Source organism: Bacillus sp. BF2-3, from assembly GCF_008368795.1.
Lineage (GTDB): Bacteria > Bacillota > Bacilli > Bacillales > Bacillaceae_G > Bacillus_A > Bacillus_A cereus.
Genome location: NZ_QOSA01000049.1, coordinates 93870 through 119846 on the forward strand (window position 1 = coordinate 93870; position 25977 = coordinate 119846).

Sequence of the window (25977 nt, forward strand, 5' to 3'; positions counted from 1 at the left end):
GTAGATGAAACAAAGATAAAATCCCCATTAAACTCCCTCTATGGAAATTATAAATTGTTCGATAAAAACTTTCAATATTTTCAGAAAACATTGTTGAATTGTGATATATTCGTATGCTAACTATGAAATTTTTACAAATATATTAAAAATATTACATAATATGACTAAATATTGAAAAAATATTGAATTTTTAATAAAATTCAATTTGTAATACATATTATTTATTAGGGGAGGAAATAAGGGATGAACAAGAAACCGTTCAAAGTTTTGTCATCAATCGCTTTAACAGCTGTATTAGGCCTTTCATTCGGAGCTGGTACTCAATCTGCATATGCTGAAACGCCTGCGAATAAAACAGCTACGAGCCCAGTTGATGATCACTTAATTCCGGAAGAACGTTTAGCAGATGCGCTAAAAAAACGTGGGGTAATTGATTCGTCAGCTTCAGAGAAAGAAACAAAGAAAGCTGTCGAAAAGTATGTAGAGAACAAAAAGGGTGAAAATCCTGGGAAAGAAGTACCAAATGGGGATCAACTTACGAAAGAAGCATCTGATTTTTTAAAGAAAGTGAAAGATGCGAAAGCAGACACGAAAGAAAAATTAGATAACCCTGCAACAGGAACACCTGCAGCGACAGGCCCAGTTAAAGGCGGTCTAAATGGTAAAGTACCAACTTCTCCAGCGAAACAAAAAGACTATAACGGTGATGTACGTAAAGATAAAGTACTCGTTTTACTTGTAGAGTACGCTGACTTTAAACATAATAATATCGACAAAGAGCCTGGATATATGTATTCTAACGATTTTAATAAAGAACATTATGAAAAAATGTTATTCGGCAACGAGCCGTTTACATTAGATGATGGAAGTAAAATTGAAACGTTTAAACAATATTACGAAGAGCAATCTGGTGGTAGTTACACAGTGGACGGAACAGTTACAAAATGGTTAACAGTTCCTGGTAAAGCTGCTGATTACGGTGCAGATGCTGCTAGCGGCGGTCATGATAATAAAGGACCAAAAGGCCCACGTGATTTAGTAAAAGATGCATTAAAAGCAGCTGTAGATAGCGGTCTTGATCTATCAGAGTTTGATCAATTTGATCAATATGATGTAAATGGTGATGGAAATAAAAATCAACCGGATGGTTTAATTGATCACTTAATGATTATTCATGCAGGTGTTGGACAAGAAGCAGGTGGTGGTAAATTAGGTGATGATGCAATTTGGTCACATCGCTGGACAGTTGGACCAAAACCATTCGCAATTGAAGGTACACAAGCGAAAGTTCCATATTGGGGTGGAAAGATGGCAGCGTTCGACTACACAATTGAACCAGAAGATGGAGCAGTTGGTGTATTCGCGCATGAATATGGTCATGATTTAGGTTTACCAGATGAGTATGATACACAATATAGCGGTGCTGGTGAGCCAATTCAAGCTTGGTCTATCATGAGTGGCGGAAGCTGGGCTGGTAAAATTGCAGGTACAACACCAACGAGCTTATCACCACAAAATAAAGAGTTTTTCCAAAAAACAATCGGTGGTAACTGGGCAAATATCGTAGAAGTAGATTACGAGAAATTAAATAAAGGTATCGGCCTAGCAACATATTTAGACCAAAGTGTTACGAAATCTAACCGTCCAGGTATGATTCGTGTTAACTTACCAGACAAAGATATAAAAACAATTGAGCCGGCATTCGGAAAACAGTATTACTACAGCACAAAAGGTGATGATCTTCATACGAAGATGGAAACACCACTGTTCGATTTAACAAATGCAACGACTGCAAAATTTGACTTCAAATCATTATATGAAATTGAAGCAGAGTATGATTTCCTTGAAGTACACGCTGTAACGGAAGATGGTCAACAAACGTTAATTGAAAGACTTGGTGAGAAAGCAAATAGTGGAAATGCAGATTCGACAAATGGAAAATGGATTGACAAATCATATGATTTAAGCCAGTTCAAAGGTAAGAAAGTAAAATTAACATTTGATTACATTACTGATGGTGGTTTAGCATTAAATGGTTTCTTACTTGATAATGCTTCATTAACAGTAGATGATAAAGTAGTATTCTCTGATGACGCAGAAGGTACGCCACAATTCAAATTAGATGGTTTTGCTGTTTCTAACGGAACAGAGAAGAAAAGCCATAACTACTATGTTGAGTGGAGAAACTATGCTGGTTCAGATAACGCGTTAAAATTTGCACGTGGTCCAGTATATAACGCTGGTATGGTTGTATGGTATGCAGATTCAGCTTACACAGATAACTGGGTAGGTGTACATCCAGGACACGGTTTCCTAGGTGTAGTTGATTCTCATCCAGAAGCAATTGTAGGAACTTTAAATGGTAAACCGACAGTGGAAAGTAGTACGCGATTCCAAATCGCAGATGCGGCGTTCTCATTCGATAAAACGCCAGCTTGGAAAGTTGTATCTCCAACGCGTGGAACGTATACGTATGATGGTTTAGCAGGTGTACCGAAGTTTGATGATTCTAAAACGTATATTAATCAACAGATTCCAGATGCAGGACGTATTTTACCGAAGCTTGGTCTGAAGTTTGAAGTAGTAGGACAAGCTGATGATAATTCTGCAGGTGCTGTTCGTTTATATCGTTAATACTGTAAAACTACCGAGAGATTTTCTTTCGGTAGTTTTTTTGTGAGCAATGAATTTTATATAGCTGAAAAAGTCATATATAATGTAACCTTAAGAATAGAAATTTGTTATATATGAAGTCTATATAAATAATGAAAGAATTGGATAAAAATAGTGGGAGAAGGTGAGTGAATGAGTATTTCCTCTATTGTAAGTAGGCAAAAGGAATATTTTTTAAAAGGGCATACGAGAAGCATCGAAATGCGAAAGAATAATTTGAAGAAGCTTTATGAAGGCATTCAGCATTTTGAAGAAGAAATATTTCAGGCATTGAAATTAGATTTAAATAAGTCAGTTCACGAGTCGTTTACAACGGAAGTTGGATATGTATTAAAAGAAATTTCCTTTCAATTGAAACATATGTCATCGTGGAGTAAACCGAAACGAGTTCGAACAGCACTTACTCATTTTGGATCAAAAGGAAAAGTAGTGCCAGAACCGTATGGTGTGACACTTATTATTGCACCGTGGAACTATCCTTTTCAATTAGCAATTGCACCACTTGTAGGAGCACTGGCAGCTGGAAATACAATCGTTTTAAAGCCGTCAGAGTTAACACCAAGCGTTTCAAAAGTGCTTAAGAGAATGTTAGATGAATTATTCCCAGAAGAGCTTGTAGCGGTAGTAGAAGGTGGCGTTGAAGAGAGTACATCTTTGCTGAGGGAACCATTTGATTATATTTTCTTTACTGGTAGTGTTGGCGTTGGAAAAGTTGTAATGGAAGCAGCAGCGAAACAGTTGACGCCGCTCACTTTAGAACTTGGCGGGAAAAGTCCTTGTATTGTACATAAAGATGCAAAGATAGAGATGACAGCAAGAAGAATTGTTTGGGGTAAGTTTTTAAATGCAGGGCAGACGTGTGTAGCGCCTGATTATATGTATGTGCATTCTTCCGTGAAAGAAAAGCTAATTGAGGCACTGCGACATGAAATTATAGAGCAGTATAGTAAAGAACCTTTGCAAAATGAAAATTATGTGCGTATTGTAAGTGAGCGTCATTTTGAAAGATTATGTGGATTTTTACAAGATGGTCAAGTCGTAATTGGTGGAAACTATAAGAAAGATACATTACATATTGAACCGACAGTACTAGCGGATATTACATGGAAAGATACTGTTATGGAAGACGAAATTTTTGGTCCGATTTTACCAATCATAGAGTACGACAACATAGAAGATGTAATTGGCACAATCCAGCAACATCCGAAGCCGTTAGCGTTATATGTATTTTCTGAAGATAAAGAAGTACAAAAGAAAGTGACGAGTAATATTTCATATGGTGGAGGCTGTATTAATGATGTTGTCTATCATCTTGCCACGCCATATTTACCTTTTGGGGGTGTTGGAAGTAGTGGATTAGGGGGTTATCATGGGAAAGAAAGTTTTCGGACTTTTTCACATTATAAAAGCATTTTAGCCCAATCTACAGCATTCGACATGAAAATTCGTTACTCTTCTACAAAAAGTGCTTTAAAATTCATACGAAAGTTGTTAAAATGATGATGGTGTTTATCAGTAGGCGTAGCCGTATGATAATAGCCCCTTCGCAATGGAAGGGGTTTTTCTGTTCGACGTTATGTATCATGCGAAAATGAATCAAACATACTACATAAAGAATAGAAACGAACGCTTGTTAAATAACCATTTTTGTTTGGATCGAAACAAAAAATAGTCTATAGAACATAAATATTTATTCATGAATATAAAAATTTAAAATTTAAGGTAGATAGGACGGGAAAATGAAAAAGATTATTAAAGTTGAAGCAGTTGAAAAACATTTTGGAAATCAAGTGATTATCCCACCTCTTTCTTTAGATATTAAAGAGGGAGAGTTTTTAACAATTTTAGGGCCGAGTGGCTGCGGGAAAACGACTTTACTTCGTATGATCGCAGGATTTGAAACTCCAACTAAAGGGAATCTTTTATTAGATGATGAAAGAATTAACGATTTGCCGCCATATAAGCGTCATATGAACCTAGTGTTCCAACATTACGCACTATTCCCACATATGACAGTAGAGAAGAATATTTGTTTTGGTATGAAAATGCAGAAAGTATCAGCAGCAGAGCAGAAAGAGCGTGCTGAAGAGGCAATGCGTTTAACGCAGTTACTTGAGTTCCGTAATCGTAAACCTGCGAAGCTTTCTGGTGGACAACAGCAGCGTGTTGCAATTGCAAGAGCGATTGTAAATAATCCGCGTGTATTACTATTAGATGAGCCACTTGGAGCGCTTGACTTTAAGTTACGAAAAGACTTGCAACGTGAATTGAAAAACTTACAACGTAATTTAGGAATTACGTTCATATACGTAACGCACGATCAAGAAGAAGCAATGAGCATGAGCGATCGTATTGTCGTTATGAATAAAGGACATATCGAACAAATCGGAACGCCGAAAGAAATTTATAATAAGCCGAAAACATTGTTCGTTGCGACATTCATCGGTGAAAATAATATTGTGAAGAACGGGGAAGGCTATGTAGCAATTCGCCCTGAAAATGTAAAAGTACGTTCGGTTGAAGAACCAATTTTAAAAGAATACCATCTTGGACATATTGAAGATATTGAGTTTGTCGGAAATATGGAGAAGCTTTATGTACGTGATGAGAAAACATCAGAATTACTAATGGCATATCAAACTGCTGAAGAGGCAGCGCAGTGGAGCATTGGAGATAATGTATATGTAGGCTGGGAGCAAGAGGACGAGGTGACCTTAAATTGAAAAAAGGGAAATTACTCGCACTACCTACAGTCGCGTGGCTGCTAATTTTCTTCCTAATCCCGCTCGTATTCGTATTAGGATTCGCCTTCATGCAGCGCGGAGCTTACGGGACAGTAGAAATGCAATTTACGCTGGAGAATATATCCCGTGTATTTGATCCATTGTACTTAGGAACGTTATGGGAAACTGTTAAGATCGCAGTTATTACAACAGTAATATGTTTATTAATTGGTTATCCGTTTGCGTATACAATTACAATTGTTGACCGCAAATACCGCTCTATTCTTTTATTATTGGCAACGATCCCGTTTTGGATTAACTTTCTTGTTCGTTCATACGCATGGATTGTTATTTTACGTTCACAAGGTCTTGTGAATACGTTGTTATTAAAGCTTGGCATTATTAGTGAACCGTTAAATTTATTATATAATACTCCTTCTGTAATACTCGGAATGGTCTATTCTTTATTACCATTTATGATTTTACCAGTGTATGCAGCAATTGAGCAGCTGGATAAGCGTAAGCTAGAAGCGGCTTATGATTTAGGAGCAACACCAATAAAGGCATTTTGGAATATAACAGTGCCGATGACGATGTCAGGAATTGCGACTGGTTCTATTTTAGTATTCGTTTCTTCTATCGGAATGTTTGTTGTATCAGACGTGATGGGCGGATCGAAAGTAGCATTAATCGGAAACGTTATTCAAAATCAATTCTTAGGTGCACGTGACTGGCCGTTTGGATCTGCGTTATCGATTATCGTTGTTCTATTCTCTGTTCTGTTAATTTACTTATATTATCGTGCAACGAAAGTATATAAATATAATGAGAACGGAGGGGAATAGGCAAAGATGAAGAAGTTTTTAGTTTCTTATTCTTGGTTAATTTTGTTATTCTTGTATTTTCCAATGATGGTTTTAATGGTCTATTCTTTCAACGACTCTCGCATTAATGCGGAGTGGGAAGGTTTTACATTCCATTGGTATACAGATTTATTTCAAAAACAAGATGTTATTGATGCATTTGTAAATAGTATTACGATTGCAGTTATAACAACGATTGTGACAACGGTACTTGGTGTATTCTTTGCAATTGCTTTACATCGTTATAAATATCGTTTCGAAGGGGCTATTAATGGCCTTGTATATTTACCAATTTTAATTCCTGATATTTTAATGGGATTATCTTTACTAATTCTTTTCAGTCAGTTAGGAATGGAACTTGGACAAACAACGATTATTATTGCACATATTACATTTAGCATTTCGTTTGTTGTTGTTATTTTAGCTGCGCGTCTTTCAAGTATGGGACGTGACTTAGAAGAAGCTGCAAATGATCTAGGAGCAACGCCTTGGCAAACGTTTCGTTATGTAACGTTCCCAGCAATTGCACCGGGAGTTATTTCGGCAGCATTATTAACATTCACATTATCAATTGATGATTTTGTAATTAGTTTCTTCGTATCAGGACCAGGATCAACAACATTGCCACTATACATTTACAGTATGGTTAAGCGCGGAGTATCACCAGAAATTAATGCTCTTTCTACAATTTTAATTGTTGCTATCGTAGGATTAATGGTTCTATCTGAAATCTTCCGGAACAAAGGTGCAGATGGTGAAGAAAACTCTGGAGGACACCTTCCTTTATAATACGAACGATATAGAAAGTACAAGGGGGTAATAAACCGATGAAATTAATGAAAAGAATAGCTGGCGCAGCAATTAGCTTTAGCCTTGTTGCTGGTGTGCTTGCTGGTTGTGGTGAAAAGAAAGAAGAATTAAATATTTATAGTTGGGCTGACAATTTTGATGAGCAAGTGCTAAAAGATTTTGAAAAGAAGTATAATGTGAAAATTAACTATGACAAGTACGCAAGTAATGAAGAAATGCTTGCGAAATTACAAGCTGGTGGCGCAAAGTATGACTTAATTCAGCCGTCGGATTACATGGTTAAAACAATGGCGAAAATGGACTTATTAGCGCCGTTAGATAAAAAGAATATCCCGAATATCGAAAATATGGTTTCTAATTTTAAAACACCTGCGTTTGATCCAGAGAATAAATATTCTTTAGTGTACACTTGGGGTGTAACAGGGATTGCATACAATAAAAAGTATGTGAAAGAAGCACCTACAAGCTGGGCGGACTTATGGAATGAGAAATATAAAGGACATGTAACGTTACTGAACGATTCTCGTGAAGTATTAGGAGTGGGTCTTAAGAAGCACGGGTTCTCAAACAGTACGAAAGACGATGCACAATTAAAGACAGCAGCAGATGATTTAAAGAAGCTGCTTCCAAACTTATTAGCATTTGATACAGATAACATTAAACAAAAATTCATTACAGAAGATGCTTGGATCGGAACAGTTTGGTCTGGAGATGCAGCATTTATCGCAAAAGATAATAAAGATGTAGAATATGTTGTACCAAAAGAAGGCGGCACAATTTGGGCTGATACGTTAGCAATTCCAAAAGGTGCAAAACATAAAGAGCTTGCTGAGAAATTTATGAACTACTTACTAGATGAAAAAGTAAGTGTGAAAAACTACGAGTCAATTGGTTACAGTAATCCAAATGAAAAAGCTCATCCTCTTCATAGTAAAGAATACCGTGATAATCACATGATTTTCTTAACGAAAGAAGAGTTAGATCGTACAGAATGGCTTGTTGATGTAGACGATAAGTTAAAAGACTATGATCGTTACTGGACAGAGCTAAAAACAAAAGGTAAATAAGCAAGGAAATGCGGTTTCTAAAGTAGAAATCGCATTTTTTCATAGTAGGAGGAAATCGTTTGAAGAAGAAGTTACATCAGTATGAGGTAATGTGTATCGGTTTGTTATTTGCTGTATTTGGTATTGTTGCTTGGCGCGTACATGCAGGTGGCGTTACAGTGATGGATACATATGTCCGTGGATTAGTAAGAGGGCTACAAACGGAAAGTTCTCTTACATTTTTCTCGTACTTTACAAAATTGGGATCAGCAATTGGGATAGTCGCTACGCTCGTTATAAGTTTGCTTGTTTTTTGGAAGAAGCGTTATTATGCTGCGATGATTGTATATCCAATGGGAATTTTAGTAACACATCTTGTGAATAAAGGGATAAAAGAGATTGTAAAGAGAGAACGTCCGTCATTAAATGAAGCGCTAGATGCACTTGGATATAGTTTTCCTAGTGGACATGCAATGCTATCAATTATGACATTTGGATTTCTTACTTATATCATTGCTGCTAATTTGAAAAGCGTAGCTGGGAAATGTGTCACAACGATTTTGATGGGTATAGTAATTCTATCGATTGGATTAAGTAGAGTCATTTTAAATGTACATTACCCAACTGATATTTTAGCTGGTTACTGCGTAGGTGGTATTTTGTTAATTATCGCGATTTACTACCATCGTTTACTTACTGAGAGATTAGGGCTTAATAAAGAGAGATAGAAAAACGTCTGGAAAAACTATTATTATAGTTTTTCCAGACGTTTTTTGTTTATATCAAGATGTGATACAGTATAAGTGACAATTGAATTATGTAAAGTAGGTGAAAATGTGTGAAGACAAATGTACATAAAGTTGATAAGTGGGGGAAGTTAGGAGCCTTTTTGTATCAGTTTCGTTATACAGTAATTGTAGCGTTACTGTTGCTCGCAATCGCACTTGGGATTTTTGCTCCAAAGCTACCGGGAGTATTAGGTGGTGACGGTTTCCAAACGGAAGGCGACTATCAAAAAACGAAAGAAATTTTAGATAAAGATTTTAAGAAGTCTCAAGATACGCTGCTGCTCGTTTTTGAGAAAAATAAAGATGCTTCGCATGAGGAATTTAAAAAGCGAATAAATGAAATTGTAAAGAATGTTCAAGAGAAAGAGAACTATGAATCTTTCCATCACCCAATCCAAAATAAAGAAATGCTACAAGATGACATCGGCTATGCGACAATTTTATTTTCCGGGAAAACAAATAAGGAACGAATGGAAAAGACATTACAATTTGCTGATGAGATTGAGAAAGAAAGTAATATAGCATTAAAAGTAACACCTACAGGGTTTCCGAAAATTAATAAAGAGATTAATGAAAGAACGCAAAATGATTTAAAAGTAGCAGAGATGATTGGATTACCAATTGCGTTTCTTGTATTACTATTTTCGTTTGGTAGCCTTTTGGCATCAATTTTACCGATTTTGAATGGGGCGCTTAGTGTTATTAGTACGATGGGTATATTGTATTTCATCGGTGTTGATAAAGAACTATCTATTTTCGTGTTAAACGTTGCACCGATGATTGGACTTGCATTATCTATTGATTTTGCGCTATTATTTGTGAACCGTTTTCGAGAGGAAGTTGCTAAACGAACGGTAAAAGAAGCGATAGCAATTACATATCAAACGGCAGGACGTGCGATTGTATTTTCAGGATTATGCGTATTTGTTGGGTTATCCGGTTTGTTTTTCTTTAAGATAGATTATATTCAATCTGTCGCGATTAGCGGAATGATTGTTGTCATTATGAGTATTTTATTCTCACTCACACTTCTTCCAGCACTATTATCGTTAATCGGTAAAAGAATATTAAAAAAGAATCAAGTAGCACATACGCCGGCAAAAGCATGGCGTAAATTTGCAAAATTTGTGATGAAACATCCAATTGCAATGATTATTGTTGTTACAACATTTATTGTTATTTGCTTATTACCGTTACGTACAGCTAATTTGCAGTTCCCTGGTGTTGAAGCTTTACCTGAAAAGAGTGATACAAGGATTGCATATGAAAAGTATGAAGAAGCATTTAATGAAACTGTCAAAACACACGCTGATGTTACGTTAGTTGTAGAGACGAAAAAAGATATGAAAGAAAAAGAAAGTCTACAAAAGATAGAAGAAGTCGTTCAAAAGTTAAAAGGTGATAAGAAAGTACATGAAGTAAGAAGTTTATACGACGGGTTAACTGGAATGAAAGCAGATCAAGTTGTTGGAATGTTGCAGTCGCCAGAATCAGCGAAACTAGCTCCTGTATTTGAAGCATACACGCAAGGGAATAAGACGACGATAGAAATATTTTTGAAAACAAAACCACGTACAGAGACTGCAAAACAGTGGGTACGTGACTTTAAAAAGAACTATAAAGAAACGGATGTTACGTATTATCTAGGCGGAATGACGACGTTTCAACAAGAATTAGAAGATGAAATTAAAGATAAAGTTGTAATTGGTATGTCTGTTATATTTGGATCGACCTTTGTTATATTATTATTTGCATTCCGATCTATACTCATTCCAATTAAGGCAATTGTTATGAATATACTTAGTTTAAGTGCAACCATTGGAATTGTTGTTTGGTTATTTGAAGGTGGTCATTTCGGTTTAGAAGCAAGTCCGGTTCTGTTTGTCTTACCAATCTTCATTTTTGGCCTCGTATTTGGGCTTAGTATGGATTATGAAGTATTTCTTATTTCACGTATTCATGAGCTCTATGAAGAAACAGGAGATAACGATCAAGCAACGTTAGAAGGGCTCGTTTCAACAAGTAGAATCATTACATCAGCTGCTTTAATAATGATTGTTGTAACTGGTGCATTCGCATTTACTGATATTTTACCAGTAAAGCAGATGGGTCTTGGCGTTGCATTAGCAATATTTCTTGATGCAACAATTATTCGTCTTATGCTCGTACCAAGCTTAATGAAGTTATTTGGAGACTGGAACTGGTGGTTACCATTTCGAAAAAAACGAGAAAAATCATCGTAAAAAATGCTCATCAATATGATGAGCATTTTTTATGAATAGCAAAGCCTACATTTTGCAAATAGTATGTGATAAGAACATTACATAATAAGTAGGTGAAGGCAATGTTTCGTTATTTTAAGTTTAAGTTAAATGATACAGTACAGTTTGCCGAGAACGATGGGCATATGTATCGCATTGTCGGTTATCGGTTAGAAAAAGGATTTTATCCAAAAGATGAATGGACTCATATTATTTATGAACTACTTAGAGAATTTGACGGGTATACGATGGATGCAGAAGAGGAAGAACTTGTAAAGGTCGTTCAAGTAGAGGATGAGTATTACAAAATACAAGAAGTATCAGGTTATCGCTATCCAGTAAAAATGAAACAAAAACAACAAGTGATGAAAATAGAAAAGATGGACGATTTATTAGATGCTTACAATGATTATAAAAGGTTGGCGGATTTCTTTAAGGATTTATCGTATGAACAAAAAGCTGAAGAAGTATTGTTAGAAATGAAAAGACTTAGAGCTTGAGGGGCAGTCTATTATAAGACTGTCCTCTATTTTTGACGGTGCATCAAAGTGTGTTTTCCGTTACAATGAGAGAATCAATAGAAATAAGGTGATAAACAGTATGGAAACAAAGAAAAAGGGTGAATGGTGTGAAATTACCGTTCCAGCTAAATGGAATGGTATAAGTATTGAATCGGTATTAAAAGTAGAATGGGAAATACCGAAAAAGCTATTACATCAGCTTCGTATGGAAAAAGGTGTTACGGTTAACGGGGAACAAAGAAGATGGAATGAGCTTTTAAAAGAGAACGATAAGTTACAAGTCCATATGTTTGCGGAGGAAGAGTACGGTGTAGATCCAGAATATGGTGAATTACATGTAGTATACGAAGATGATCACGTACTTATCGTAAATAAACCAGAGCAAATGGACACACACCCTGCTGAAAAAGGTGGAACCGGGACGCTTGCAAATCTTGTTGCTTTTCATTTTCAAATGCAAGGTTTAGAGACGAAGGTGCGTCATATTCATCGTTTAGATAAAGATACGACAGGTGGTGTCGTGTTTGCTAAGCATAGAATTGCTGGTTCAATTATGGATCGCTTATTAATGGAAAGAAAAATTAAAAGAACGTACGCAGCGCTCGTTGAAGGGAAAGTAAAGAAGAAACAAGGAAAGATTGATGCTGCTATCGGAAGGGATCGCCATCATGCTACAAGGCGTCGTATTTCTCCAAAAGGTGACCAAGCTATCACATATTATAAAGTAGAAAAGTATTTTAAGAAGCAAAACACGACTTTCGTAACGTTACAATTAGAAACGGGTAGAACACATCAAATTCGTGTTCATATGAGTCATAATGGTAATCCATTAGTTGGGGATGTATTATATGGTGGACAAACAAAATATATGTCCAGTCAAGCATTGCATGCGATGAAGATACATTTCTTGCATCCAATTACGAAAGAAGCGATTGAAGTTGATGTGCCGTTTCCTACAAAGTTAAATAATAAAATAAAAGAATTTCAAAAAGAAAATGCGTAAAGTATAAGTTTTAACTTGAAAAAAGTAGATTTTTGCAGGGATTTCTCTAAAAGAAGCGAAGCCGTTAAGAGAAAAGAGAGGTGAGAATCACTTGATTAAATATAAGTATGTACTGGGAATATTTTTCGCTTGTCTTTTACTTACTCTATTTCTCTATCCCTATTTACCAAATCGTATGGCAGTACATTGGAATGTAAATGGTCAGCCAAACGAGTTTATGAGTAAACAAGTCGTTGTAGCATTTATTCCCTGTTTTATTATTTTTTCATATGGATTTTTGTATATTATTTCACATAATATATTTAAGTTTAATGAAAGAGAGCATGGTATTATAGGCGGATTTATAAAGAAAATTACGTTATTTATGTTGTTTATTCATACGCTTATTCTCTTTATTAATTTTGGGGATTTGATATCCTTTCAAACAGGATTAACGATTGGGATTAGTATGTTTCTTTTTATGCTGAGTAAAGAATTTAAGAAAATAAAAGGCAAAGAAAAAGAAAAAGATCCAATTAAATTACAAAAAATTTGTTTAGTGAGTAGACGGATTTTTCAAGTGATGGCATGTGGCATATTGTTTTCATTGTTTTTGAACTTAGAGTGGGGATTTTATGTATTGCTTAGTGTAATAAGCTGTGGATCTATGTTGTTTATGTTATATATTTTCTATTCATACATAATAGAAAGCTATGAAGCTTAAAAAAGAGTCTTCTCATTATGAGAAGACTCTTTTAATCTATTTACTTCGTAATAAATTGTTGTGTCCAGTAGTTGCCGCTTTCTACATAACCAACACCGATGTGAGTGAAGCCGTTATTTAAGATGTTTGCACGGTGTCCAGCGCTGTTCATCCAAGCTTGTACTACTTCTTCAGGTGTACGTTGACCTTGAGCGATGTTTTCACCTGCAGATGTATAAGAAATACCAAATTTCTTCATCATGTCAAACGGAGACCCGTATGTAGGGCTGTTATGATCAAAGTAGTTGTTTTTTTGCATATCTTCAGACTTAATACGTGCTACTTTGCTTAATTCAGTATCGATTTTTAGTGCTGGTAAGCCTTGTTTTGCACGCTCAGCGTTTGTTAATTCAACAACACGTTGTTCAAACTCGCTTAAAGATTTTGCTTCTTCAGCAGGCTTTTGCTCAGCTGGTTTTTGTTCAGCAGGTTTTTGAGTATTGTTGTTTTCAGCAGGCTTTTGAGTTTCTGGTTTTTGAACTTCTTCAGCAGGCTTTTGCTCGGCAGGTTTTTGCTCAACTGGCTTTTGAGTTTCTGGCTTAGCTGTTGGTTGCTCAGTTACAACATTTTCAGTAGGTTGTTGACCAGGAATGAAGCAGTTTGGTTGGAAGTTTCCTTGTTGCCATTGTGCTAATGATTCAACTCCCATAGATTGTAAGAATGCTTGTAATTCTTGTTGGCTCATTTGTTTCATCATTACTTTTGAATGCTGAATATTTTGAACCTTTACGTTAGATGGTTGTACTGTTGCAGCTTGTGCATCTAGAGAAGATACTCCTAAAGTAAGAGCTGTTGCAGCAGCTACAGATAATAAAACACGCTTTTTCATGATGTGTGTCCCCCTATATAAAGTTTTAATTTGTTTTCACACGATTTGTTTTTGACAGCCTGTCTGACTGACAAATTCATCGTAGCATACAATTTGCGAGAAAAAAGATGGAAAAAAATTCATAGACTTTAAAATTACCTAATTTATCCTAAGAGAAGAAGGGAGCAAAAATAAGAGAAATATAGAGTATAAAAGGAATTTATAGTGTTTTTATACTTGGTTTTAAGAGGGGGTTTTTGGATAAAGTTACCTAAATAGAAAATGAAGAATCCTATTGTATCAATGGTTTGAACGTTTTTTTGAGGAATATAATGGATTGATTTTTACAAAACTGTAATGTTTCTGTTGTTCTTTTTTATAATAAAGTAACATATTTTTAATGTTGTAGCAGACAAAAAAGCGGCTATCTCTTTACATAGACGAAGGAGATAGCCGTTTTCCTATTATTACGTATGTTACGAGTTAGTTTCAATTGCTTCTAATAATAAATCCACAATGTGAATTCCTCTCATTTTATGAGAAAGCCCTTCTCGCTCAATACCCAATTTCATTTGTAATAAACAACCTGGATTTGCAGTAACAATGGTTGCTGCTTCTGTTTCATGCACACGGTCCATTTTGTAATCTAGAAATTCCATTGATAACTCTGAATGAACAATATTGTAAATACCAGCAGAGCCACAGCAGCGGTCGGCATCTTTCATTTCTCGATATGTTGCACCTTGGATAGCCTCTAGTAACATACGAGGCTCAGAAGATGTGCGCATAACATTGCGTAAATGACAAGAGTCTTGATACGTAATAACTTGCGGCGTGAGTCGTAAGTCAGTTCGCTTATGGAAGTCTAGTTCTACTAGTATAGCAGTAATATCTTTAATTTTAGAAACAAACTGCTTAGCACGTTCAGCCCAATCCGGATCATCTTTTAAAAGATAATCATAGTCTACGAGATAAGCCCCGCAACCACCTGCATTCGTAATAATATAGTCGATGTTTAAATCTTCGAATGCTTTTATATTTCGCTTTGCTAATTCTTTTGCTCCACTCTTTTCACCAGCATGTCCATGCAATGCACCGCAGCAACTTTGTGTTTTTGGAATAACGATATCACAACCAGCTAATTGAAGAAGTTTCATCGTTGCGTTATTTGTTTCTAAAAACATCGTATCCATTAAGCAGCCTGTGAAGAATGCAACTTGTTTTTTCTTTGTGCTTTCTGCAGGTAAAAATGAAGGACGATCTTTCATGGCTTTCATTTTAGGGACTTTTGGTAAAACGAGATCCATCGTTGCAAGTGTTTCAGGGAATAACTTCATAATCCCTGTTTTATGTGTTAGCGTTTGTAAACCAGAACGTTGATAAAATCCGATTAGTCCAGTTAATGTTCTCATTCGATTTTGATGGGGGAATAGTCCTTCAAAAACGACTTTTCGAACAGCTTTCACTGGCACTGAGAATTTTTTATTTTGATTAATAATATCACGAGCTTCTTCTAATAAATGTCCATAATTTACACCAGATGGACAAACAGGTTCACAAGCACGGCAACCAAGACAAACGTTTAATGTATGTTCAACATCTTCATCTGGCTCGATTAAACCATCAACGACTGCTTTCATTAATGCGATACGTCCGCGTGGTGAATGTGACTCTTTATATCCGGATTGAATGTAGGTAGGACAAGTAGGTAAACAAAAACCGCATCGCATACAGTTTAGTAATTCATCTTCACTTAATCGTTCTTTAAATTCTTTTTGAATATTTTCTTTATTTAATGTGGTCATTGCTCAACCACCACTCTTTTTCGAGTGTCTTTCGCGAACATTTTTCCAGGATTCATAATGTTATTTGGATCGAAAGCTTGCTTTATTCCTTGCATAGCTGCAATACCTTCTTTACCTAATTTCATTTCTAAATATGGAGCTTTCATTGCACCAACACCATGTTCACCAGTAATTGTGCCACCAAGTTCAATTGCTTTCGCAAATATTTCAGCAAAAGCTTGTTCAGCTCGGTGCATTTCTTCTGCATTACGAGCGTCTGTCATACAAGTTGGATGTAAATTACCATCACCAGCGTGTCCAAACGTACAAATAGGAATATTATATTTTTTTGCAATGGCATTAATAGCTTCAACCATCAGAGCGATTTGTGAACGTGGTACAGTCGCATCTTCTAATATTGTAGTAGGTTTTAATCGTGCGAGCGCTGATAGAGCACTACGGCGAGCGGTACGAAGCGCATCTGCTTCTGTTTCGTCTTTTGCAATACGAACATCAACTGCATTCATAGAGCGGCAAACATTAGCCATGTTTTCAATATCTCGATTGACTACTTCGGGAGGGCCGTCTTGTTCAATTAATAAAATTGCTTTTACATCTGTAGGTAAACCGATTTGCGCAAACTCTTCTACTACTTCAATTGTCGGTTGGTCTAAGAACTCCAGTGTTGCTGGAATGATTTTATTTGCAATAATAGAAGAAACAGCACGTGCAGCTTCATTAATATCTTCATATAGTGCAAGCATTGTTTTCTTTGTTTCAGGCATAGGAACAAGTTTTAATATAGCTTCTGTTACCACGCCAAGTGTTCCTTCAGAACCGATAAATAAACGAGTTAAATCGTAACCAGCTACATCTTTTGCTAATTTACCACCAGTGCGAATAATATCGCCATTTGGTAAGACAAGTTCAAGCCCCATTACATAATCACGTGTTACGCCGTATTTCAAACCGCGTAATCCACCTGAGTTTTCATTAATATTACCGCCGATTGTAGAAATTTTCATCGAGCTTGGATCTGGTGGATAAAATAAACCTTTTTCTTCTACCGCTTTAATAATATCAAGTGTAATGACACCAGCTTGTACAGTAATTGTTAAGTTTTCTTCATCAATTTCTAAAATATTGTTCATATGGCGGAAAATAAGGACGATACCGCCTTCAAGTGGACATGTTCCTGCGCAAAGATTTGTTCCAGACCCGCGCACATACACAGGAATTTTGTGAGTGTTACATACTTTTAATACTTCAGCTACTTCATTTGTATTACGAGGAGCAATGACTGCATCAGGCATTGCTTGGAAGTTTGGAGTGGCATCATAACTATAAGTTAAACGCCCCATATTGGATGTATCTACATTATCTTCGCCAACAATAGATACGAATGAATGAATAATTTGTTTTTCTAACATTGGAAATCCCCCTCAAACTGTTAACGTGTTTAGTTATAATAAACAACGTGGTAACAGTGCTTTCATTATAATGATAAAAAAGTCGAGGGATTCTTTCTATGTATAATCATCTAAAGATTAATCTGTTTTATCGTTCTTTTTTGTATGATCATCTAATAGGAGGAGTGCGAAGTATAAAACGTTTAAGTCTTTGAATTGTTTTGGATCAAGTCCTGTATGTTCTTCAATCTTTTTTAGCCTGTAATGTAATGTGTTAATGTGTATATGTAATTGTTTAGCCGTCTGTTTATAAGATTGGTTATAATCGATAAATAAGCGCAAAGTATGTATAAGCTCAGGAAATGATAATAAGTTTTCGATGGTACGCTCTAGAAATTGTTCACGCGTTTCGGCAGAAATATCTTGTAAACACATTTCTAAACGTAAATCTTCATTAAATACAATTTTTTTCGTTTCCAATGATACAGAAAGAGCGCGTAATGCTTGTTCGTAACATATGTTCATATTGTTTGAGGTAACTGTTTGTCCAATCCCGATATATAAAGAAATAGAAAATAAAGTTTCGCAGTCTTGTTTTAACCGTTTTAAAAATTGATAAGTTTGCTCTTTTGAGCTCGTTGCTGTAAATAAAATAAAACGATCATTTCCCCAACGAACAAATAGATGCTCTTTTGTTAAAATATTACGTATGTGTTGCCATATTTTACGCTGGAGCATCGTGTCATTTTTGCCAATAGAAAACAAAATAAGTTGTTTTTTCTTATATAAATCAATGCCAAGTGTTTTGGCGCGATCAAGAAAACTCGGGGACCACTCTGTATTTTGAAGCCAATCAAAGACAAAAGCTTCATAAGAACGGTGCTCAAGTTCTAGTTGCTCTAAAAAGTAGTTTTCATGAATTAATAATTCGGTCATCTTACGCAATATTTCTCCGTAGCGTGAAATATTTTCAGGTTCTCCTGTAATCCCAATGACACCAATTACTTCATCATGAAATAATAAAGGAAGATTCATCCCAGCCTTTACACCTTGCAATCGCCTTTCATCTTCTTTTGTAATGATGACGGTTTTCTTTTGTTTGGCGCAGCGGAGTGCACCTTCATGAAATTGACCAATTCTTTCTGTATCTGTACTTGCGATAATAACGCCTTCTATATTAATGATAATAATATTTTCTGTAATTAGTCTGCGTACTTCTCGTACAATTTTATTCGCTAAATCAGGAAATAGCATAATTGACACACCTCAAATTCTATTTGTTGTACATTATATATGTAAATTGAGTAAGAAAGGGAAATTTCACACTTTCCACACATTTATTTGTTATTTTACAATTATAACGAAATCATCCGAAGATGGAGGGAATCTTTTGAGAAAGTATGTTTTTCTTCTCTGTTTTTTATTTCTACTAGTAGGGTGTCAAGGAAGTTCATATACACCAATTGCTAAAGATAAAAATGTTATTATAACTACGAATATAAAAGAAGGCAGCATTAGTTTTATTGATAAAAAAGATAAAAAGTTAATTACGACATGGGAACTAAATGAGCCAATGGCCGGAATCACACTGCTTCCAAATGGCGATGAAATACTTGTATACGGTAAGCAATTAGAATATATGTATGTATATTCACTAGCGGAAGGAAGGCAAGTGGGAAAATATAAAACTGGAAAGGGCATTGTAAATGTGGTGGTATCAGCAGATAAAAAACAATTATTTGCTGCTGATCAAAATGTTCAAAAGGTAAGGTTCTTTACGATAAATGGGAAAGAGACAGGAAGTGTTTCAACAGGAAAAGGGCCTATAACGATGGTAGAGTATCAGAATCGGTTATCTGTACTAAACTTTTATGATACGAAACTAACGACAATTGATACGAAGAAAAAAGAAGTTATTCAATCCTTTATGATTCCGCCAGCATCAACAGGAGCGACGATTAGTCCTGATGGGAAAGAAATATGGATTGGCGGACATGGTGATGGAAATCAAGTAAATGAGAAAGTGTTAGTGTATTCTTTACAGAGTGGAGAAATGGTGCGTTCTTTACACGCTCCATTTATGCCTGTGAATATAACGAAGGATAGTAAGTACGTATATGCACTCAGTCATGGATCGAATACACTTAGAAAGTTTGATATTAGCACATATAAAGAAATAGCTTCTGTAGAAGTAGGGTCGAATCCATTTGCATTTTTTGAGAGCGGAGCAGAAGGGTATGTAGCCAGTTATGATAGTGATGAAGTGTGCGTTATAGATATGAAGAATTTGAAAATAAAACAAACAATTAAAGTCGGAAAAGGACCGTTTCAACTCATAGAGAGGGAAGGGAAGGACAATGAATAAATATAGAGTGCTAGTTGTAGATGATGAAAGTGATATGAGACAGCTTGTTGGAATGTATTTGGATAACTTTGGATATGAGTGGGGAGAAGCTGAGAATGGAAAAGAGGCTCTTAAAAAACTAGAAACGGATCATTATGATTTCGTTGTATTAGATATAATGATGCCAGAAATGGATGGACTTTCAGTTTGTAAAGAAATTAGAAAAACGTCAGATGTGCCGATTATATTTTTAACGGCAAAAGGTGAAGAGTGGAATAGGGTGAACGGCTTACGTATGGGAGCAGATGACTATATTGTAAAACCGTTTAGTCCTGGTGAATTGGTTGCCCGTATGGAAGCTGTGCTAAGAAGATATACAAAGCAAGAACAGCAAGAAGAGATTCAATTTGGACCAATTCTTATCAATGAAAAAAGTAGACGAATAGAGGCGGGTGGTGAGCCGATTTCTCTTACTGTAAAAGAGTTTGATTTATTATATTTTCTTTGCCAACATACAGGACAAGTATTTAGCCGGGAGCAATTACTTGAAAAGGTATGGGGATATGATTATGCCGGAAGTACAAGAACGGTAGATACGCATGTGAAAACGATGCGCTTGAAGCTTGGAGAAAGTGGAAACTACATTCAAACTGTTTGGGGTGTAGGCTATAAATTTGAGGTGTAACGTATGTTTACGATGGTACAAAAACTTTGGCTTACAGTAGTATGTGCAGTATGTGTAACAGTGTCCTTTCTTTATTTCGTATCTTTATACTCGTATGAAAAATTATACGTTGATAATTTAAAAGCTTCGTTAGTAATGGAAGGAAAAAGTCTTGCTGCTCAATATGATAAGCGTGAAGGAATATCAACTTTTGAAGAGAAAGTAAGATCGTTTGATCAAATATCTAGTTCAGACGTTATTTTCGTGTCTAATCCGCGTGATTTAAGCGCATGTTTGCCTTTTGATGTGCATCATCATTCTCTTATAAGTGAAGGAGATAGGCAAACGCTATTAGACGGGAAAACTGTGACAAAAATAGGATATGAAGAACATTTTGACCGTAATATTATGGGGGTTGTCATCCCTGTATTGGAAAATAAAAAATTAGTCGGAATTGTCTATTCGTATATTCCTTTAAAAAGTATAAAAGATTTAATCTATGATATGGGTCTTATTTTAGCACCGTTAGCAATTGCTATGATTTTAATTACGATATGGGTTGGAAGGAAAATTATAATTGCAATTACGAAGCCACTTTCGCAAATGGAGCGGGTTGCAAATCATTTGGCTACGGGAGATTTTTCGGAGCGGATTACAGTTTCTTCAGAGGATGAAATTGGACGATTAGGAAAAGCATTTAATAAAATGGCAAATTCATTAGAAACAGAAGATGTAAAGCGTAAGGAATTTTTAGCAAATGTTTCGCATGAACTTAGAACACCACTTAGTTATATAAAAGGGTATAGCGAGGCTATTTTAGATGGTGTTGCAAAGGGACCGCAGCAGGAAAAAGTAACGCAGCTAATTCATAAAGAAGCAGGTCGTATGCAGCGTCTCGTTCATGACTTGTTAGACTTAGCACAATTAGAAGGTGAGCACTTTCCGTTAAAGAAGCAACCTATCGTTTTTTCACAGCTGATTGAAGACGTATTAGATACGTATGAGATTAAGTTTATAGAAAAGGAAATTCATATTTCAACCAATTTAAATCCAGAGGTCATTGTCATGATTGATGAGGATCGTATGCAACAAGTGCTTCATAATGTGTTAGATAATGCGATACGGTATACAAATCAAAAAGGAAATATCGTTATAACTTTAGAGCAAATCGATGATTACTGTGAATTAAAAATAAAAGATACAGGAATTGGTATTGATATAGAACATTTGGAGAATCTTGGAGAACGCTTTTACCGAGTTGATAAAGCGAGAAGTCGTCAACACGGTGGAACAGGTTTAGGCCTTGCTATTGTGAAACAAATTGTTCATATACATGGTGGACAGTGGAAAATTGAAAGTGAAAAAGATAAGGGAACAACGGTTATTATTAAACTGAATGTACAGGATGAGGGGAGCATGTTCTAATTTTTAGGACATGTTCTTTTTATTGAAGAAAATATTTATCCCGCTATTCGCCGGGCAGTAAGACACTCACCTCAAAATTCAACGGAAGCAAAGAAGTTAGGTGGAGGCCCTGCTGCCCGTAAAAGCCCGATTGGTGAGAGCTAATAATCAGTGGGCGATGAACAAAACCTCCACTGATTAAAGTTTCACTTTATACGTAAAAATATAAATTAATATGTAATAAATATCGAAAATTTGACTATTTTATGAACAAAACATTTGTACTTCTTATCAATTCGGTCTAAAATAGTTATGATGCAAAGTTCTTATAAATCGTTTCAATTGTTGTTTGGAAGATACTGAGGTGATTTAACTGGAGTACAAATCTATTAAACCGAAAAAAATTTACGAAGAAGTATCTGAAGCTATTTTAACAATGATTAAAAATGGTACGTTAAAACCTGGTGACAAACTACTCCCTGTGCATCAATTAGCTGAGCAGTTTCAAGTTGGCAGATCTGCTGTTCGTGAAGCGCTAAGTGCGCTAAGAGCGATGGGCTTAATTGAGATGAAACAAGGAGAAGGTACATATGTGAAGAACTTCGATTCTTCTTCATTAACGAAATCATTAAACAATAGATTATTAATGAAGAAAGAAGATATTTTGAATTTATTAGAAGTACGAAAGGTGCTTGAAGTGGGGGCAGTTCGAGTAGCGGCGGCAAAACGTACGGAAGATAACTTACAAAATATGAAACATTGGTTAGATGAAATGGCAAAGAGCATTGGAGATGAAAAGGCTGGCGAAAAAGCCGATTTTCAATTTCATATGGGAATTGCAGAGTCTTCGCATAATAACATTTTGCTTGAACTCATGAATCATGTTTCAGAGATGATTGCTGAAACAATTGGTGAATCAAGACGCATTATTTTATATGGTGAACAAACGACATCAGAACGACTTATAGAAGAGCATCAAGTTATATATGATGCGGTGTTAAAACAAGATGTAGAATTAGCGCAGCAAGCAATGCTAGATCATTTAACAAATGTAGAACATATTGTCACAGGTAAAAACGATATAAATTCGTAATTTAATCTTTTAAAAATTTAATTTTCTGATAAAATAGAGAAAGATTAAGTAAGCGTTTTCTTTAGAAGAGGGAGAGGATAGGCCATGGTTGAGCCTATTTCTTCTCTACTAAGTCATCTGATGACCATATGTTTGTTGGTGAAGTTGTAAAAAGGGGGAGTAATAGTTATGAAAGTTACTTTATTTGTTACTTGTTTAGTCGATATGTTTGAAACAAATGTCGGCAAAGCAACAGTTGAAGTGTTGGAGCGTTTAGGTTGTGAAATTGAATTTCCAGAAGCACAAGTTTGTTGTGGGCAGCCTGCTTATAATAGCGGCCATGTAGAAGCAGCAAAAGAAGCGATGAAACATATGATTGAAACTTTTGAAGATGCAGAATATATTGTTACGCCATCTGGTTCTTGTGCGACAATGTTTCATGAGTATCCGCATGTTTTCAAAGATGATCCAAAGTGGGCTAAACGTGCACAAAAAGTTGCTGATAAAACTTATGAATTTACACAGTTTATTGTAGATGTTTTAAAAGTTACAGATGTTGGTGCAAGTTTACCAGGGATAGCTACTATTCATAAATCATGTCATATGACGCGTATGCTTGGAGTAAAAGAAGCACCAGGAATTTTATTATCAAATGTAAAAGGATTAACTGTGAGAGATTTGCCAAACGTGCAAAATTGTTGCGGGTTTGGGGGAACGTTTTCAGTTAAGATGACTCCAATTTCTGAGCAAATGGTAGACGAAAAAGTAGATAGTGTCATGGAAACAGGTGCAGATTATTTAATCGGTGCAGATTGTGGGTGTTTGTTAAACATTGGCGGACGTATTGAGCGTTTAGGAAAAGAAGTAAAAGTAATGCATATTGCTGAGGTACTGAATAGTCGCTCATGAAGGGGGAACATAAGCTATGTCTATGAAAATCAGTGAGAAAAAATTTAATGATCGCGTTGGTGATGGAATTCAAGATTCGTTTATGCGCGGAGCAGTATCTTCTGCACAAACGCGTTTATATACGAATCGCTTAAAAGCTGCAGATGAATTAGGAAACTGGGAAGAGTGGCGTGAACTAGGTGAACAAATTCGTCAACATACGTTAGAAAATCTGGATTATTACTTAATGCAGTTAAGTGAAAATGTATCAAAAAGAGGCGGGCACGTGTACTTTGCGAAGACGAAAGAGGAAGCTGCAAAGTATATTCAAGACGTTGCCAAAAAGAAACAAGCGAAAAAAGTAGTAAAATCAAAGTCGATGGTAACAGAAGAAATTAGTATGAACCATGCGCTTGAAGAGATTGGCTGTGAAGTATTAGAGAGTGACTTAGGAGAGTATATCTTGCAAGTAGATAATGATCCACCTTCACATATTATTGCACCTGCACTTCATAAAAATAGAACGCAAATTCGCGATGTATTTAAAGAAAAGCTAGGCTATGAAAATTCTGATGACCCATATGAAATGACAAAGTTTGTTCGTAAACAACTTCGTGAGAAATTTATGGATGCAGAAATTGGTGTAACTGGTTGTAACTTTGCTGTTGCCAATACTGGATCTCTTTGTTTAGTAACGAATGAAGGTAATGCAGATCTTGTTATGTCAATTCCTAAAACACAAATTGCGGTAATGGGTATGGAACGTATGGTTCCGACAATGGAAGAATTAGATGTTTTAGTTGGTTTACTATGTCGTAGTGCAGTAGGTCAAAAATTAACAAGTTATGTAACAGTAGCAGGACCAATTCAAGAAGAGGAAGTTGATGGACCTGAAGAATTCCATTTAGTGGTTGTTGATAATGGTCGCTCTCAAATTCTTGGATCTGAATTCCGTTCCGTATTACAATGTATTCGTTGCGCTGCTTGTGTTAACGTATGTCCTGTATATCGTCACGTTGGTGGACATTCATATGGATCGATTTACTCAGGACCAATCGGTGCGGTATTAACACCGCTTCTAGGTGGATATGATGATTACAAAGAGCTTCCTTATGCATCTAGTTTATGCGGAGCATGTACAGAAGCTTGTCCAGTAAAAATTCCGTTGCATGATTTATTATTAAAACATCGTCAAGTCATCGTTGAGCAAGAAGGTCGTGCACCACTTGCAGAAAAACTAGCGATGAAAATGTTTAGTATGGGTGCTTCTTCAGCTGCTTTATATAAAATGGGTTCAAAAATGGCACCAGCGGCAATGAGTCCATTTACATCTGGTAATCGTGTATCAAAAGGTGTTGGACCACTTAAAAACTGGACGGATATTCGTGAATTCCCAGCTCCAAGTAAAGAACGATTCCGTGATTGGTATAAAGATCATAAGAAAGGCGGGGATAAATAATGACAGGATTAATTCAAAACCGTGATGCCTTTCTAGATAACATTGCAAAAGAACTTGGGCGCGCACGTAAAACAGAAGGTGTAGAGCGTCCAGTATGGAAAAGTAATGTGAATATAGAAACGTTAAAAGATTATTCACAAGAAGAATTACTAGAAGTGTTTAAAAAGCAATGTACAAACATTCATACAACTGTAGTAGAAACGACAAATGACCGTTTAGGTGAAGACCTTCAAAAAGTAATCATGGAAAACGGCGGGGGACCTATTTTATTATCAGCAGATGATCGTTTTGATGCATATGGTTTAACATCTTTATTTAAAGAAGAACTTCCAAAGCGAGACGTTGAAGTAAACGTATGGGATCCAGAGAGAAAAGACGAAAATATGCGTTTAGCTGAAAAAGCGAATATTGGTATTGCATTTAGTGATTATACATTAGCCGAATCTGGTACAATTGTTGTACAAAGTCATAAAGGGCAGGGACGTTCTTTACACTTTTTACCGACTGTATATTTTGCTATTATTCCACGTGAAACACTTGTGCCTCGTATTACACAAGCAGTTCAGGATATGAACTCACGCGTAGAAAATGGGGAGACAGCGGCATCTTGTATTAACTTTATTACAGGGCCAAGTAACTCGGCTGACATTGAGATGAATCTTGTTGTCGGAGTACATGGACCATTAAAAGCAGTATATTTCATCGTATAAAAGAG

The 25977-nt window shown here is 35.9% G+C and carries 22 protein-coding genes; 18 read left to right on the plus strand and 4 right to left on the minus strand.

All coding sequences use genetic code 11. The annotated features are described in order from the left end of the window. The first annotated feature begins 243 nt into the window (after positions 1-243). The 11 genes from inhA1 (at position 244) to DN401_RS26965 (ending at position 13391) form a co-directional block, all read left to right on the plus strand. Positions 244-2634, plus strand: a complete 2391-nt coding sequence (inhA1, locus tag DN401_RS26915; RefSeq protein ID WP_001035936.1) for a M6 family metalloprotease immune inhibitor InhA1 — start codon at positions 244-246, stop codon at positions 2632-2634. 171 nt (positions 2635-2805) lie between these two features. Further along, positions 2806-4173, plus strand: a complete 1368-nt coding sequence (locus tag DN401_RS26920; protein WP_000028375.1) for an aldehyde dehydrogenase — start codon at positions 2806-2808, stop codon at positions 4171-4173. A gap of 239 nt (positions 4174-4412) precedes the next feature. Continuing rightward, positions 4413-5396: a spermidine/putrescine ABC transporter ATP-binding protein PotA gene (gene potA, locus DN401_RS26925; protein ID WP_000720333.1), complete on the plus strand. Its 984-nt coding sequence runs from the start codon at positions 4413-4415 to the stop codon at positions 5394-5396. Then, entirely contained in the window at positions 5393-6241 is an 849-nt protein-coding gene (potB, locus tag DN401_RS26930) for a spermidine/putrescine ABC transporter permease PotB (protein WP_000715500.1), read from the plus strand. The genes potA and potB overlap by 4 nt, the downstream gene beginning before the upstream one ends. A gap of 6 nt (positions 6242-6247) precedes the next feature. Beyond that, on the plus strand, positions 6248-7048 hold the full coding sequence (gene potC / locus DN401_RS26935; RefSeq protein WP_000714192.1) for a spermidine/putrescine ABC transporter permease PotC: 801 nt from the start codon (positions 6248-6250) through the stop codon (positions 7046-7048). 38 nt (positions 7049-7086) lie between these two features. Further along, the gene (gene potD, locus DN401_RS26940; protein WP_000772485.1) at positions 7087-8136 is read left to right on the plus strand and encodes a spermidine/putrescine ABC transporter substrate-binding protein PotD; all 1050 of its coding nucleotides are present in this window, start codon (positions 7087-7089) and stop codon (positions 8134-8136) included. A 59-nt stretch (positions 8137-8195) separates the two neighbouring features. Continuing rightward, a complete protein-coding gene (locus DN401_RS26945; RefSeq protein WP_000727797.1) occupies positions 8196-8843 on the plus strand; it encodes a phosphatase PAP2 family protein in 648 nt (215 codons plus the stop codon). Between the two features lie 110 nt (positions 8844-8953). After that, positions 8954-11146, plus strand: coding sequence for an MMPL family transporter (locus DN401_RS26950; protein ID WP_000856405.1), 2193 nt, complete (start codon positions 8954-8956; stop codon positions 11144-11146). 101 nt (positions 11147-11247) lie between these two features. Continuing rightward, positions 11248-11664 carry a hypothetical protein gene (locus DN401_RS26955; protein WP_000490301.1) on the plus strand — a complete coding sequence of 139 codons (417 nt, stop codon included), beginning with the start codon at positions 11248-11250 and terminating at the stop codon, positions 11662-11664. A gap of 100 nt (positions 11665-11764) precedes the next feature. Further along, complete coding sequence (locus tag DN401_RS26960; RefSeq protein ID WP_000448350.1) at positions 11765-12688, plus strand: RluA family pseudouridine synthase; 924 nt, start codon at positions 11765-11767, stop codon at positions 12686-12688. 91 nt (positions 12689-12779) lie between these two features. Next, on the plus strand, positions 12780-13391 hold the full coding sequence (locus DN401_RS26965) for a DUF1648 domain-containing protein (RefSeq protein ID WP_000599002.1): 612 nt from the start codon (positions 12780-12782) through the stop codon (positions 13389-13391). A 40-nt stretch (positions 13392-13431) separates the two neighbouring features. Here DN401_RS26965 and DN401_RS26970 read toward each other — a convergent pair whose 3' ends face one another. The 4 genes from DN401_RS26970 to DN401_RS26985 all read right to left on the minus strand — a co-directional run bounded on the left by DN401_RS26970 (position 13432) and on the right by DN401_RS26985 (position 18685). Continuing rightward, positions 13432-14259 carry a CAP domain-containing protein gene (locus tag DN401_RS26970; protein ID WP_000747598.1) on the minus strand — a complete coding sequence of 276 codons (828 nt, stop codon included), beginning with the start codon at positions 14257-14259 and terminating at the stop codon, positions 13432-13434. A 455-nt stretch (positions 14260-14714) separates the two neighbouring features. After that, on the minus strand, positions 14715-16043 hold the full coding sequence (locus DN401_RS26975; RefSeq protein ID WP_000209620.1) for a (Fe-S)-binding protein: 1329 nt from the start codon (positions 16041-16043) through the stop codon (positions 14715-14717). After that, a complete protein-coding gene (glcD, locus tag DN401_RS26980; RefSeq protein ID WP_100654921.1) occupies positions 16040-17452 on the minus strand; it encodes a glycolate oxidase subunit GlcD in 1413 nt (470 codons plus the stop codon). Before glcD ends, DN401_RS26975 begins: the two co-directional genes overlap by 4 nt. Positions 17453-17569: 117 nt before the next feature. Further along, on the minus strand, positions 17570-18685 hold the full coding sequence (locus DN401_RS26985; RefSeq protein ID WP_000898641.1) for a CdaR family transcriptional regulator: 1116 nt from the start codon (positions 18683-18685) through the stop codon (positions 17570-17572). Positions 18686-18821: 136 nt separating this feature from the next. Between DN401_RS26985 and DN401_RS26990 the strand changes: the two genes are divergently transcribed. From DN401_RS26990 to DN401_RS27020, 7 genes are all read left to right on the plus strand, one after another. After that, positions 18822-19796: a YncE family protein gene (locus DN401_RS26990; protein ID WP_001234154.1), complete on the plus strand. Its 975-nt coding sequence runs from the start codon at positions 18822-18824 to the stop codon at positions 19794-19796. After that, positions 19789-20460: a response regulator transcription factor gene (locus DN401_RS26995; RefSeq protein WP_001046398.1), complete on the plus strand. Its 672-nt coding sequence runs from the start codon at positions 19789-19791 to the stop codon at positions 20458-20460. The genes DN401_RS26990 and DN401_RS26995 overlap by 8 nt, the downstream gene beginning before the upstream one ends. Positions 20461-20463: 3 nt before the next feature. Further along, positions 20464-21864, plus strand: a complete 1401-nt coding sequence (locus tag DN401_RS27000) for a sensor histidine kinase (RefSeq protein WP_000494796.1) — start codon at positions 20464-20466, stop codon at positions 21862-21864. A gap of 382 nt (positions 21865-22246) precedes the next feature. Continuing rightward, on the plus strand, positions 22247-22936 hold the full coding sequence (locus DN401_RS27005; protein WP_254904515.1) for a FadR/GntR family transcriptional regulator: 690 nt from the start codon (positions 22247-22249) through the stop codon (positions 22934-22936). Positions 22937-23104: 168 nt separating this feature from the next. Next, positions 23105-23824 (plus strand): (Fe-S)-binding protein, encoded by a 720-nt coding sequence (locus DN401_RS27010; protein ID WP_000869148.1) that lies wholly within the window; start codon positions 23105-23107, stop codon positions 23822-23824. Between the two features lie 16 nt (positions 23825-23840). Then, positions 23841-25262: a LutB/LldF family L-lactate oxidation iron-sulfur protein gene (locus tag DN401_RS27015; RefSeq protein WP_000061930.1), complete on the plus strand. Its 1422-nt coding sequence runs from the start codon at positions 23841-23843 to the stop codon at positions 25260-25262. Then, positions 25262-25972 carry a LutC/YkgG family protein gene (locus DN401_RS27020; protein ID WP_000147187.1) on the plus strand — a complete coding sequence of 237 codons (711 nt, stop codon included), beginning with the start codon at positions 25262-25264 and terminating at the stop codon, positions 25970-25972. Before DN401_RS27015 ends, DN401_RS27020 begins: the two co-directional genes overlap by 1 nt. Positions 25973-25977: the final 5 nt, after the last annotated feature.